This is a genomic window from Brevundimonas sp. (assembly GCF_036400995.1).
Lineage (GTDB): Bacteria > Pseudomonadota > Alphaproteobacteria > Caulobacterales > Caulobacteraceae > Brevundimonas.
Genome location: NZ_DASWWG010000109.1, coordinates 38,219 through 51,241, shown reverse-complemented (window position 1 = coordinate 51,241; position 13,023 = coordinate 38,219). Strand labels below are relative to the sequence as shown.

14 protein-coding genes are annotated in these 13,023 nt (G+C 70.3%); 2 read left to right on the top strand and 12 right to left on the bottom strand.

What is annotated here, in order from left to right:
- The 6 genes from VGE03_RS15120 to VGE03_RS15095 all read right to left on the bottom strand — a co-directional run.
- Nucleotides 1-571 (bottom strand): NAD(P)-binding domain-containing protein (locus VGE03_RS15120; protein ID WP_331047302.1); only part of this gene is annotated, 571 nt, incomplete at its 3' end.
- A gap of 64 nt (nt 572-635) precedes the next feature.
- Nucleotides 636-1,382 (bottom strand): methyltransferase, encoded by a 747-nt coding sequence (locus VGE03_RS15115; protein ID WP_331047301.1) that lies wholly within the window; start codon nt 1,380-1,382, stop codon nt 636-638.
- A 29-nt stretch (nt 1,383-1,411) separates the two neighbouring features.
- Nucleotides 1,412-2,203, bottom strand: coding sequence for a hypothetical protein (locus VGE03_RS15110; RefSeq protein ID WP_331047300.1), 792 nt, complete (start codon nt 2,201-2,203; stop codon nt 1,412-1,414).
- A gap of 66 nt (nt 2,204-2,269) precedes the next feature.
- A complete protein-coding gene (locus VGE03_RS15105; RefSeq protein ID WP_331047299.1) occupies nt 2,270-3,322 on the bottom strand; it encodes an enoyl-CoA hydratase/isomerase family protein in 1,053 nt (350 codons plus the stop codon).
- A 38-nt stretch (nt 3,323-3,360) separates the two neighbouring features.
- Complete coding sequence (locus tag VGE03_RS15100; protein ID WP_331047298.1) at nt 3,361-4,074, bottom strand: hypothetical protein; 714 nt, start codon at nt 4,072-4,074, stop codon at nt 3,361-3,363.
- A gap of 55 nt (nt 4,075-4,129) precedes the next feature.
- On the bottom strand, nt 4,130-5,269 hold the full coding sequence (locus VGE03_RS15095) for an acyl-CoA dehydrogenase family protein (protein WP_331047297.1): 1,140 nt from the start codon (nt 5,267-5,269) through the stop codon (nt 4,130-4,132).
- Between the two features lie 158 nt (nt 5,270-5,427).
- On the opposite strand from VGE03_RS15095, the gene hemB reads away from it, so the two are divergent.
- Nucleotides 5,428-6,432 carry a porphobilinogen synthase gene (gene hemB / locus VGE03_RS15090; RefSeq protein WP_331047296.1) on the top strand — a complete coding sequence of 335 codons (1,005 nt, stop codon included), beginning with the start codon at nt 5,428-5,430 and terminating at the stop codon, nt 6,430-6,432.
- A gap of 2 nt (nt 6,433-6,434) precedes the next feature.
- Here the strand turns inward: hemB and VGE03_RS15085 are convergent, their stop codons facing one another.
- A complete protein-coding gene (locus VGE03_RS15085) occupies nt 6,435-7,634 on the bottom strand; it encodes a hypothetical protein (RefSeq protein WP_331047295.1) in 1,200 nt (399 codons plus the stop codon).
- Nucleotides 7,635-7,812: 178 nt separating this feature from the next.
- Here VGE03_RS15085 and VGE03_RS15080 point away from each other — a divergent pair, with 178 nt between their 5' ends.
- Nucleotides 7,813-8,709, top strand: a complete 897-nt coding sequence (locus VGE03_RS15080) for a carbonic anhydrase (protein ID WP_331047294.1) — start codon at nt 7,813-7,815, stop codon at nt 8,707-8,709.
- Nucleotides 8,710-8,718: 9 nt separating this feature from the next.
- Here the strand turns inward: VGE03_RS15080 and VGE03_RS15075 are convergent, their stop codons facing one another.
- From VGE03_RS15075 to tmk, 5 genes are read right to left on the bottom strand one after another with little or no spacing between them, the layout of a single operon-like run.
- Nucleotides 8,719-9,789, bottom strand: a complete 1,071-nt coding sequence (locus VGE03_RS15075; RefSeq protein ID WP_331047293.1) for an alpha/beta fold hydrolase — start codon at nt 9,787-9,789, stop codon at nt 8,719-8,721.
- Nucleotides 9,790-9,805: 16 nt separating this feature from the next.
- On the bottom strand, nt 9,806-10,609 hold the full coding sequence (locus VGE03_RS15070; RefSeq protein WP_331047292.1) for an MBL fold metallo-hydrolase: 804 nt from the start codon (nt 10,607-10,609) through the stop codon (nt 9,806-9,808).
- Nucleotide 10,610: 1 nt separating this feature from the next.
- A complete protein-coding gene (locus tag VGE03_RS15065) occupies nt 10,611-11,399 on the bottom strand; it encodes a TatD family hydrolase (RefSeq protein ID WP_331047291.1) in 789 nt (262 codons plus the stop codon).
- Nucleotides 11,396-12,376, bottom strand: a complete 981-nt coding sequence (locus VGE03_RS15060) for a DNA polymerase III subunit delta' (RefSeq protein ID WP_331047290.1) — start codon at nt 12,374-12,376, stop codon at nt 11,396-11,398. The genes VGE03_RS15065 and VGE03_RS15060 overlap by 4 nt, the downstream gene beginning before the upstream one ends.
- Complete coding sequence (tmk, locus tag VGE03_RS15055) at nt 12,373-12,999, bottom strand: dTMP kinase (RefSeq protein ID WP_331047289.1); 627 nt, start codon at nt 12,997-12,999, stop codon at nt 12,373-12,375. The genes VGE03_RS15060 and tmk overlap by 4 nt, the downstream gene beginning before the upstream one ends.
- Nucleotides 13,000-13,023 lie beyond the last annotated feature (24 nt).

Below are 13,023 nucleotides of genomic sequence, written 5' to 3'. Positions count from 1 at the left end.
CCAGGCCGATGGCCTCGCAGGTGCCCAGCATGGTGATGCCGAGGATCATGTTGTTGCAGATCTTGGCCGCCTGCCCCGCCCCGTGGTCGCCGGCGCGGAAGGTGGCGCGGCTCATCGGCTCCAGCGCCGCCTCGATGCGGGCGAACTCCGGCTCATCGCAGCCGACCATGAAGGCCAGGGTCCCGGCGTCCGCCGCCATGGTGCCGCCCGAGACCGGCGCGTCGGCGAAGGCGTAGCCCGCCTCCTTCGCCAGACCGGCGACCTTGCGCGCGGTGTCCACGTCGATGGTCGAGCAGTCCAGCAGCAGGGCCGAGGACGGCGCGGCGCCGATGATCTGCTCCGAATAGACCTTCAGCACATGCGGCCCGGCGGGCAGCATGGTGATGATGATGTCGGCCCCCTTCACCGCTTCGGTGACGCTGGCGACCGGGGTGCAGCCCGCGGCGGCGGCGCGATCCAGCGCGGCCTGCGACAGGTCGAAGGCCAGGACGGTGTGGCCCGCCTTGGCCTGATTGGCGGCCATGCCCCCGCCCATGTTGCCCAGACCGATGAAGGCGATGGTGTTGGTCATGGCGCGTCTCCCTTTGATTTTGAGGGAGGGTTAGCGGGGGTCGGCGTCGAAGGCCAGCGCTGCTTCAGGCGGGCTTGCGGAACCGCAGCATGAACTGGCTGGTGTGGCCCCGGATCGAGGCGTCGAACACATTGGCGGTGCGCGGATCGGCCGGGTTGGCGAGGATGTCGCTCTGGCCGTCCAGCACGAAGCCCGCGGCCTCGACCTCGGCGATCAGGGTCGCCCGGTCGATCCGGTGCAGGGTGTGGGCGACCGACAGGTCCGAACCCGCGACCGCGTCGTGGTCGATGATGACGTAGTAGCCGCCCGGCGTCAGCGCCGCGAACACCGCGGCATTGACCTTGGCCGCCGTGTCCGCCGCGAAGGGGCGCAGGTGCAGATCGTGGTAGTTCTGGGCGGTGAAGACCAGATCCAGCCCGGACGGGAAGGCCGGGGCGCCGATGGCGGTGTGGACGCCGTCCACATTGGGCAGGGCGTCGGCGGCGGTCAGCGCCTCGCCGTAGGAGGCCTGGAAGCCGATGAACTCGTCCGGTTGCCAGGCCGTGACATGGCCGTCCGGACCGACCGCGGCCGCGAAGGCGCGGGTGAAATAGCCGCCGCCGATGATCATGTCGGCGACCTTCCAGCCCGGCTGCACGCCGGCGAAGGCCAGGGTCTCGGCGGTATGACGGGCGGCGTCGCGCCCGCGATCCTCATCGGTCCGCACCGGCGAGGCCAGGGCCGCCGCGTAGTCAGGGGCGGACTGGGCACAGACCGGCGCGGCGCCGGCGATCAGGGCCGCCGAAACGGCGGACAGCAGCAGACGACGCATGACAGGTCTCCTCCGGTGTTCGCCCCGTCTCAGCGGGGCTTTCTGAAGCGGTAGACGAAGCGGTCGGTGCGCCCGCGGATCGACGGGTCGAACACCGACAGGGTGTGATCGTCGCCAGGAACGCGCACGGCGGTGCTTTCGCCCTCGTAGATGAAGCCCGCGGCCTCGACCTGGCGGCGCAGATCGGCGGCCTCGATGCGATGCAGGCTGCCCGCCACCGAGATGCCAGCGCCGTCAGCGGCCTGATGGTCCAGAATCACGTACAGCCCGCCGGGCTTCAGCACCTCGAAGACGCGGCGGTTCATCGCGGCCACATCCACGCCGAACCGGGGGATGGTGAAGTCGTGGTATTCCTCGCCCATGAAGACCACGTCCAGCGGCTGGTCGAAGGTCATGGTCTCGAGTTGGCCGGTGACCCGGCTGGTGTTCGGATAGGTCGAGGCCAGGGTGTCGGCGAAGGCGTTCTCGCGGCCCGCGGTCTGGTTCGGCACGAAGGCGTAGACGTGGCCGCCCGCGCCGACCACCGGCGCGAACAGGCGGGTGAAATAGCCTTCCTCGGGGCGGATGTCGGCGATGACGTGCCCCGGCCCCAGATCCATCAGGGCCAGCATATCGGCGGGCTTGCGCAGCGGGTCGCGGGCGACCTCCTCGGGCAGGCGGCGGCTGTCGGACAGGGCGTCGGCGTAGCGGACCTCGGGCGCAACCGACGCCGCGGCGGCCGGACCGGCGTGAACCACCGTGCGTTCACTGGTGTCGCTGGCGATGATCACGCAGCCCGACAGGGCGACGGCGCAGGCGACGACGGCGGTGGTTCTCAGCATGGATGACCCCTGATTTGCGGAGGCGAAGCTACGCCTCGCCCGCCGCGATGCAAGGGCTTCCCGCGCTCAGGCCAGCGGCGTCCAGGCTTCATCGTCCGGCAGCGGCGCGAACAGGGCGTCCAGCGTCTGGTCCGTGACACCCGAGAGGTCGGCGGGCGACCATTTCGGCGCGTTGTCCTTGTCGACGATGACGGCGCGGACGCCTTCCTGGAAATCGTGGGTGCGGACCACGCGGCCGCCCAGGGCGTACTCCATCGCCATGTTGTCGGCGAAGGTCTCCAGCGTCGCGCCGGTGCGCATCTGGCGGAGCGACACCTTCAGCGACTGGGGCGACTTGGTCTTCAGCACGGCCAGCTGGGCCAGCGCCCATTCGGACCCGTCGGCCTCCAGGGCGGCGAAGATCTCCTCGACCGTATCGAAGGCGAACAGGCGGTCGATCGCTTCCAGATGTTGTTCAATCGGGGCCTCGCCGGGATCGTCCTCCAGCCCGTCGGCGACGTCGATCGGATAGGCCGGGTCGGCCGACAGGATGGCGCGGAAGGCCTCCAGCGCATCGGTCGGCAGATAGTGGGTGTGGATGCCCAGGAAGACGGTGTCCGCCGCCTTCAGCCGCGCCCCGGTCAGGGCCAGCCAGACGCCGGTCTGGCCCGGCAGGCGCGGCAGGAACCAGCCGCCGCCGACATCGGGGAACAGGCCGATGCCGGTCTCGGGCATGGCGTAGGTGGTGCGCTCGGTGGCGATGCGGACCGTGGCGGGCTCGGAGATGCCGACGCCGCCGCCCATGACGATGCCGTCTACCAGCGCCGTCACCGGCTTGGGATAGTCGAACAGCAGGTGGTTCAGCTGATACTCGGTGCGGAAGAAGGCCTTCGCTTCCGACGCGTCCCCTGCCCCGCTCTCGGCGATCATGCGGATGTCGCCGCCCGCGCAGAAGCCGCGCTCGCCCGAATGGTCGATCAGGACGGACTTCACCGCCTCATCCTCGCGCCACGCCAGCAGCGCCTCGATCATGGCGTCGCACATGGCGCGGTTCAGCGCGTGCAGGGCCTTGGGCCGGTTCAGGGTGATGATCCCGACGCCGGACGAGACGCGGGTGAGGATTTCGGCTTCGCTGGTCATGCCGGGCTGATACGGCGGCCCGGCGGGCGGGTCCAGCCTCAGGGCGCCGGAACCACCGTCATCTTGTAGGGAATGAACAGGCCCAGATCGAGCGGACCGGACTGGCGCCAGGTGACCCGGTTCTCCATGCCGGTGACCTCGACCCGATACCCGCCGCCGAAGGCGCCCGCCGCCCGCTCAGCGTCGGCCGCCATGAGAGCGAGAATGGCCGCGCGGTACTGCGGCGGATCGATGATCGACAGTTGCCAGTCGTCATCGATATCGACCTCCGAGCGCCCGGTCGTCGGCACCGCCTCGACAAAGGCCTCAAGCCGTCCCGAGGCGGAATCGAGGGAATCGGTGGCGCTGATCGGCGTCTTGACGATCAGGGTGGCGACGCTGGTGTCGCTGCGCATGCCGTCCACGCCAAGGGTCAGGGTCGAGACCATGTCCTCGGTCAGCGGGACGAGCACGCCGTCCGTTTCGATCGACAGGTCGATGTCGGCCCGGCCGGCGGCCTGACGCGCCATCGCACGCAGGGTCTGGGTCAGTTCGCTGCGGCGGCCGGCCGCCTCGCGGGTGTCGTTCACGACCCGGACCGAGGCGATCAGGTTGTCGGCGCGGCGGAACAGCTGGACGGCCGGAATGTCATCCGGGTCCCATTCGATCATGCGGGAGCCGGTGACGACCACCTCCTCCAGCGCCGTCTCCTGGGCGACGGCGGGGGTCGTGATGAGGGCGGCGGCGCAGGCGACGGCGGCGAGCATTTTCATGTGACAGTCCTCCCGTGCGGGAGGTTGGCACGGCTTCAGAACGCCGTCACCTCGGCTATTGCCGCAGCATCTCGCGCGCCGTGATCACGCGCATGATCTCGTTGGTGCCTTCGAGGATGCGGTGGACGCGCAGGTCGCGGACGATGCGCTCCAGCGGATAGTCCTTCAGATAGCCGTAGCCGCCGTGCAGCTGCAGGGCCTCATCGGCGATCTGGAAGCAGGCGTCGGTGGTGAAGCGCTTGGCCATGGCGCACCACTTGGTCTTCTCGGGGTGGCCGGTGTCGATGGCCCAGGCGCCGCGCAGGACCATCAGGCGGCAGGCGTCCAGCTGGGTGGCCATGTCGGCCAGCTTGAACTGGGTGTTCTGGAACTCGGCGAGGGCCTTGCCGAACTGCTTGCGGGTCGAGACGTAGTCCTGCGCCGTCTCCAGCGCCAGGCGGGCGCCGCCCAGCGAGCAGGCGGCGATGTTCAGGCGACCGCCGTCGAGGCCCATCATGGCGTAGCGGAAGCCGTCGCCTTCCTTACCCAGCAGGTTCTCCGCCGGGATGCGGCAGTCGTCGAAGCTGACGATGGCGGTGGGCTGGGAGTTCCAGCCCATCTTCTTCTCCTGCGCGCCGAACGACAGGCCGGGCGTGCCCAGATCGACGACGAAGGCCGAGATGCCCTTGGCGCCCGGCTCGCCGGTGCGGGCCATGACGACATAGACGTCAGAGGTCCCGGCGCCCGAGATGAAGGCCTTGGAGCCATTGAGCACATAGTGGTCGCCGTCCCGAACCGCCGTGGTGCGCATGGCGGCGGCGTCGGAGCCCGAGCCCGGCTCGGTCAGGCAGTAGCTGGCGATCTTCTCCATCGTCACCAGCGACGGCACATAGCGGGCGCGCAGATCGGCCGAGCCGAAGCTGTCGATCATCCAGGTCGCCATGTTGTGGATCGAGATGAAGGCGGCGGTGGAGACGTCGCCGCGCGACAGCTCCTCGAAGATCAGCGCCGCCTCGACGCGGCCCAGGGCCATGCCGCCGTGCTCCTCGCCGGTATAGATGCCGCAGAAGCCCATCTCGGCGGCGTGACGCATGACGTCGACCGGGAAGGTCTTGGTCTCGTCCCACTCGGCGCTGTGCGGGGCCAGCTCGGCCTCGGCGAAGGCGCGGGCGGCCTCCTGAATGGCGCGTTGGTCGTCGGTGAGGGCGAAGTCCATGGGTCACTCCCGTCAGTCTGTCAGCCTCTGGCGGGCCGGTTCGCGCCGCTTCTAGCCAAGCCCTTCCCCGTCGTCACCCTCGGGATTGGCATCGGGCGCGAGCGCGGAAAAATTGTCCATGGCCTGTTTTTTCCGGTCCGGCGCGCTAAGTCCGGCGGATGACCCAGCCCTTCCCGCCCGCCGCCTTCCCCTACGCCCGTCCGCGCCGCCTGCGTTCCAGCCCCTGGGTGCGCCGTCTGGTGGCCGAGACCACGCTGACGCCGGCTGACCTCGTCTGGCCGCTGATCGTGCACGACGGCAAGGAAGACCGGGCGCCGGTGGCCTCGATGCCGGGCGTGTCGCGCCTGAGCCCGAAGGCGGCGGCCGAGGCCGCGAAGGAGGCCCGCGATCTGGGCATCCCGCTGGTGGCCCTGTTCCCCAACGTCGACGGCGCGATCAAGGACGGCGTCGGCACGGGCGCGACCGATCCGGACGGCCTGATCCCCGACTGCATCAAGGCGATCAAGGACGCGGCGCCCGAGATCGGCGTCATGACCGACGTGGCGCTGGACTGCTACACCGACCACGGCCACGACGGCGTCGTGGAAGGGGACCGGATCGTCAATGACGCCACCCTAGAACGCCTGGCCGAGCAGGCCTTCATCCACGCCCATGCCGGGGCCGACATTGTCGCGCCGTCGGACATGATGGACGGCCGGGTCTATGCGATCCGGGAGGCGCTGGAAGCCAACGGCTTCCACGACACCCTGATCCTGTCCTACGCGGCCAAATACGCCTCGGCCTTTTACGGCCCCTATCGCGACGCCGTGGGCTCGGCGAAGCAGCTGCGCGGGGACAAGAAGACCTACCAGATGGACTACGCCAACACCGAGGAGGCCCTGCGCGAGGTGGCGATGGACATCTCGGAGGGGGCCGACGCGGTGATGGTCAAGCCGGGGATGCTGTACCTCGACGTCGTCCGGCGGGTGTCCGAGACCTTCCACCTGCCGACCTTCGCCTATCAGGTGTCCGGCGAGTACGCGATGATGCGCGCCTCCATGGCCAACGGCTGGCTGGACGAAGACCGCGCCATCCTCGAAAGCCTGCACGCGTTCAAGCGCGCGGGCGCGGCGGGCGTCCTGACCTATTTCGCCCCGCAGGCCGCGCGACTTCTGGGCGCCTGAACCTAGCGGCGCGGCCCCTCGCCGGTTCCCGCGTCGTCCAGCAGGACGGTGACGCCGCTTTCCACGCGCGTCAGGTGCAGCCGCCGCGACCACAGCGGCAGGCTGCGCGTGGCCCGCGCCCGCATCGGGATCTGCTGCCGCCACAGGACGACCTGTTCGTCGCCGTGACGCACCACGCCCTCAAGGATCACGTTGGATGCGGTCAGCGAACTGACCCGGATGTCGAACGCCAGGCTCATCGCATCGGTCTCGCGTTCGCGCAGGACCAGCGGCTCACGCACGCCGACAAAGACGGGCCCGTGATTATAGACGCCGGCCTGCCAGGCATGGCCGGTGGCCCGGAACAGGGTGTAGCCGTCCGGCTGCGGCGTGAAGCACCACACCTCGGTCGCCTGCGCGCCGACGCGGTTGGTTTCGGTCAGCGGACCGCACCAGGTCGCCGCCGGATCCCGCAACAGGGGCTCGGCCTGGGGCCGGAAATCGACCTGATGGAACACGACGCCGGCCGGAGCGGTCAGGACGCCGGAGCTGATCCGCGCTTCGAAGGGCTCCACGATTTCCGCGGTCCGCCAGCGCGCGGCGGCGCCCGACGCCGCCACGCCGCCCCGCTGGACGACGCCCGGGGTCGCGGTCAGGGACCGCACATCGATGCGGATCCCGCCGAGCGTCTCCGGCTCTGCGCGATAGCTCGGCAGGTCGCGCGCGGGTGAGGCGCGCAGGGCGGCGATCCGGGCGGCCGTGTCCGGCGAGGCCAGGAACTGTTCCTCCCAGCTCCGCTTGCGTCCCCCGTGCAGCCGGCGGAAGGCGTCGGCCTCCTCCGGCGTCAGCAACACCGGCGCATAGCCGAGGTTCGACAGACAGAACTCCGCCGCCAGATCGCGCGCCCGCTCAAGCTCGACCGCGCCCGGTACGACATTCATCAGGCCGCCGATCGTGGTCCCCTGGACCTGCGGGACCGGCGGTCGTCCGTAGGCGTGCCCGCCCCGCCCCATGGCGCTGGCCAGGTCGCCTCCTTGCGGCAGATCCGTCTGCGGGGCCCGCTGGGCGAGCGCCTCGCACCGCAGTTGATCCGCCTCGCGCTCTGCCAGAGACCCTCCGGCCCTGGCGAGGATGCTGACCGGCCGGTCGGACGCCAGCGCCGACGCCGCGGAAAGGCAGAGCAACAAACCGGCGCCGACAGCGCGCGACACGGCGGATTTCATCGGCGTCCCCCCAGACAGGCTTCAGCCGTACGAAACCGCCGCCCCCGGATCAAGGCGTCCGCAAGGCTCGACGAGGCCGGAACCGGAAACTTCATCGAAGCGTCACCGCATCCCCCTTGACGGCGAATACCCAGGTTCTTCAGAAAGGTTAACGAAGCACCGCATTCGGGGGGATGGCATGGGTTTCCTTTGGTTTGGCCGCCGCAAGAAGCCGGACGTGTCGACGGGCGGGCCTCAGCCCGAGCCTGAAGTCATCGCCGCGCAGGAAGCGGCCGCCGAGGCCGCCCATGCGCATGAGGCGGCGCATCACCCCGAGACGGTCGCCGTCGATGTGCCGCCCGAACCGGCGCACACGCCCGAGCCCGCGCCGACGCCCGCCGAGGCCCTGGCCCTGCTGAAAGCCGGTAATGCGGCCTTCCTGAGCGGCGACACCCGGCTGGGCCACGTCACGGCGCAGGACCTGGAGCCCCTTCAGGGCGGCCAGCATCCGATCGCCACCATCGTGGGCTGCGCCGACAGCCGGACGCCGCCGACCATCCTGTTCAACCAAGGCCTGGGCCGCCTGTTCATCATCCGGGTCGCGGGTAACACCGTCGACCGTCGCGGACTGGCCTCGATCGTCTATGCAGTGAAGCACCTGCAGTGTCCGCTGGTGGTCGTGATGGGCCACACCGGCTGCGGCGCCGTGGCGGCGGCGGAAGCCGTGGTCGACGGCCGGGCCGAACTGGACCCCTCGCTGGAAGAAATGATCGTGCCGATCCTGCCCGCCGTTCTGTCCGCCCGGCACATGGGCGGCCCGGATCAGGCCCGGCTGGCCGTCGAGGAGAACGCCCGCCGGGTGGTCGCCCGCCTGCTGACCGCCGACACCGCCCTGGCCGAGGCCGAGGCGACCGGCAAGATCAAGGTCGTGGCCGCCGTGAAGGACATGTCCAGCGGCCGCGTCTACTTCCTGGACGAGGATGCGCCGGAAGCGACCGCCGCGGCCGCGACGGCGGACTCGCACGGCCACGACCACGCCGACCATGGACATGATCATCACGATCACGCCCCGGCTCACGCGGCCGAGCACGCCTGAGGGCTCGCCCTATTCGGACCGGGCCAGCAGGGCGATCAGATCGTCCTTCCAGAACCGCGCCCAGGTGTGCGTCCCGTGCCCCTTGCCCTCCGGGCTGTTGGGGATCAGGCGATAGACGCCGTTGCGCAGCCGGGGCGCGAACCGCTCGGACAGGCCCAGTTCGGGCGGATTGATGAAGTCGTCGGCCGAGTTGATCCAGGTCACCGGCGCGGTGATCGCCTCAAGGTTGGCCGACGGGTCGTAATCCCAGGACGCGTTGACCTGATACCAGAGATCGTTGGCGTCCAGCGCCGGCAGGCGGCGGCTGATCTGGCCCTGCAGCCATTCGTCGGCGGCGGCGCGGGTCGGCAGTTGATCCTGCAACGGCATGGGCGCGCCGCCCGCCAGCACCAGCAGGTCCACCGCCGTGCGCAGCCCCTGCACGGGCTGGCTGGCGTAGTCCCCGCCCTGCCAGGCCGGATCGGCGCGGATCGCGTCCTGCAGCATGGCGCGCCACAGGCGGTTGCGGCCGACGATCGCGGTGGGCTGGCAGGCCAGCGGCATCAGGGCCTCGGCGAAGTCGGGATGGGCCTCGCCCCAGACGAAGGCGTGCATGCAGCCCATGGAGGTCCCGAGGATCAGGCGGAGATGATCCACCCCCAGCCCCTCGACCAGCAGACGGCGCTGGGCCTCGACCATGTCCGTGTAGCCGTACTCCGGGAAGCGGGCGCGCAGGCCGTCCGAGGGCTTCGACGAGGCGCCGTGGCCCAGGTTGTCCGGCATGATGACGTAGTAGCGGGTCACATCCAGCGGCTGGCCCGGCCCGAACAGTTCGCCGGCGAACTGGGGCGACAGGAACTGGGCGCCCGTGCCGCCGGTGCCGTGGAGCAGGAGCACGGCGTTCTCGACCCGGCCGTCGGCGCCGCGGCGCGGCGTGCCGAGGGTGCGGTAGTGGATACGCAGCTCCGGCAGCGCCTGCCCGGCGACCACGGCGTCCCGGGCGACGAAGTCCCCCTCCGCGGGCGTGAAGGTCTGCGCGGCCGCCGGAAGAGCCGCCAGCAGGACCGCGGCGGCGCATAATGCGGGAACAAGCCGTTTCATCATCGCGAACTCCGCGTCAGAGCCCCAGCCGCGCGCTCCAGCCGTCGAATGCGACTTCGACATGGTCCGGAAGAACCGCCGACAGGGCGTTGTAATCAAGGTCAATATGCAAATTTGTCAGAACGGCGCGCCTGACCTGCGCCCGCGCGATCCAGTCCAGGGTCTTGTCGACGTGGGCGTGGGTCGGATGCGCCGTCCAGCGCAGGGCGTCGACGATCCAGAGATCACAGCCGCGCACCGCCTCGATCGCCCGGTCGTCCAGATCGGACACATCGCTGGAATAGGCGACCGGACCACACCGGTAACCCACGGACCGGATCGGACCGTGCGCCTGGTCGAAGGTCACGACCGGAACCGCGCCGCCCGCGCCCGACACCGACCAGGGCGCGCCGTGCGGCGGGATGTCCAGCGGCTCGAGGATCGGCGGATATCCCTCGACCATCTCGAAAATGTAGCGGAACCGGTCAGTCAGGGCCTCGCGGGTCGCGTTGTCCATGTAGGCCGGGATGCGGCGGCGCGACCGCATGGCGAACACCCGCAGGTCGTCGATGCCGTGGGTCTGATCGGCGTGATCGTGGGTGTAGAGGACGGCGTCCACATGCCGGACCTCCGCCGCCAGCATCTGGGCGCGCAGATCGGGCGAGGTGTCGATCAGAACGCTGGTCGCGCCGTCCGCCCCATGCCGCCGGATCAGGGCCGAGCACCGGGTTCGACGGTTCCTCGGCTCGGCCGGATCGCAGGCGCCCCAGTCGCCGTCCCCCCGCGGCACGCCGCCGGACGAGCCGCTGCCGAGGATCACGACTTCCAGCTCGCCCGACAATTCAGACGCCCTCCGGCCGGGGGATGCGATCAAACAGATCGAAGAAGGCGCGGGTCGTGCGGTCCTCGGCCTCCTCGCGCGACCAGCCCCGGATCTCGGCCAGCTTGTCCAACACATGGCCGACATAGGCCGGCTCATTGCGGCGGCCCCGGTGCGGGATCGGCGCCAGATAGGGGCAGTCGGTCTCGACGATGATCCGGTCGGCGGGCATGACGGCGACGATGTCGCGCACCTCCTGCGCCGCCTTGAAGGTGGCGATGCCGGAGACCGAGAACCACGCCCCCAGTTTCGCAGCGCGTTCAGCCAGTTCCGGACCACTGGTGTAGCAGTGCATGAGAAATTTGAACGGCGCCCTCGCCTGCTCTTCCTCGAGGACGGCCGCCATGACGTCGTCGGCCTCGCGGGTGTGGACCACCAGCGGCAGGCCGGTCAGGCGCGCCGCCCCGATATGCTGGCGGAAGACCGCCGCCTGTTCCTCGCGCGGGCTGAGGTCGTAGTGGAAGTCCAGCCCGCACTCGCCGATGCCGACCACGCGCGGGCGCCCGGCCAGCTCGACCAGCCGGGCCGCGGTCAGGTCCGTGTAGTCCTTGGCCTCGTGCGGATGGACCCCGACGGTGCACCAGATGTCGTCATGGGCCATGGCCAGGCCGTGCGTCGCCTCGAAGGTCGACAGCTTGTCGGAGATCTCGACCATCAGCTGGACGCCGGCCTCGCGGGCGCGGGCGATGACCGCATCGCGGTCCTCGTCGAACTGGGGCGCGTGGAGGTTGACGTGGCTGTCGATGATCATCCGCGCGCGGCCTTCGTGCGTTGCAGGTCCGCCAGCGCCCCGGCGAGGACGTCCGCGCGATCCAGGTTGATGGCGGCCGTCCGGTCCGGCAGTTCGGACAGGCGGGTCCACAGATCGGCCCAGCGCGCGCCCGAAACCCCCTCCTCCAGCGCCCGCACCTTCACGGCGGCGATCAGCCGGTCCATCAGGGTCTCGAACCGTTCCTGCCCCTCGGCGCCGCGGAACTTGTCGGCGATGGCGAGCGCCTCGGCCCGGTCGACATGCTCGGCGTTTACCCAGTCCTGGGCGATCTGGTCGGCTTCCAGGGTCGCGCCCGAGGCCAGCGCCAGCGCCTGCCCCGGCGAGCCGCCCGCCATGCCCGCGATGCGCGCCGCCTCGGCCGACGAGACGCCGGTCCGGTTGCGGACCATCTCCTCCAGCGCGTGCTGCGGCCAGACCGGGAAGGCCAGGCGCCGACAGCGCGAGCGGATGGTGGCCAGCAGACGGCCCGGCGCGTGGGTGACGAGGAACAGCACGCCGCGCTCCGGCGGCTCCTCAAGAACCTTCAGCAAGGCATTGGCGGCGTTCAGGTTCAAGTCGTCGGCAGCGTCGATAATCGCGACGCGATACTGGGCCTGGGACGGGCTCTTGGAGAAGAACTCCGGCAGGTCGCGGGCCTGATCGACCGAGATCGACTTCTTGGTCTTGCCGCCCTCGACCAGCCGTTCCAGCACCAGCAGGTCCGGATGCGACTGGGCCGAAATCTGCCGCGAGACCGGGTCCCACGGATCGGACCCCAGCGGCCCCCGCGACGGATCGGGCGCCGCACCCAGCAGGCGGCGCGCGGCGCGATAGGCGAAGGTCGACTTGCCCGAGCCCTCGACCCCGCACAGCAGCCAGGCGTGGTGCAGGCGGCCGCGCGCCTGGGCATCGACGAAGGCGGCTTCGGCGGCGGCGTCCGGGATCAGATCGAAACGGTCCCGCGGATGCTCGCTCACAGCAGCCGCCCCTCCACGGCCGCCCAGACCCGCGCCGCCACCGCATCCTCATCGCCGACCGCGTCGATCACCACGCACCGATCCGACTTTTCCTTCGCGATTTCAAGGAAACGGCGGCGAAGTCTCTCATGGAACTCCAGCCCCTTGGATTCGAACCGGGTCTCGAACAGCCCCCGACCGAAGGCGCGCTCCAGACCCACTTCGACCGGCAGGTCGAAGATCAGGGTCAGGTCCGGCTGTGTCTCGCCCACGATGGCGGCGTCCAGGGTCTCGATGAAGGCGGCGGGCGTGCCCCCGCCGGCGCCCTGGTAGGCGCGGCTGGAATCGGCGAAGCGGTCGCAAACCACCCAGCGGCCGGCCTCCAGCGCCGGGCGGATGGTCTTTTCCAGATGGTCGCTGCGGGCGGCGAACATCAGCATGGTCTCGGTCAGGGGCGACCAGCGGCCGGCGTCGCCGTTCAGGGCGATGTTGCGGATCTCCTCCGCGCCGGTCGAGCCGCCCGGCTCCCGCGTCCGAACGACATCGACCTCACGCTCGCGCAGCCGGTCGACCAGCCGGGCGACCTGCGTGGACTTGCCGGCGCCTTCGCCGCCTTCGAACGTGATGAATCTGCCGTGGGTCACGGGGGCACAATGGCGACCCCGCCG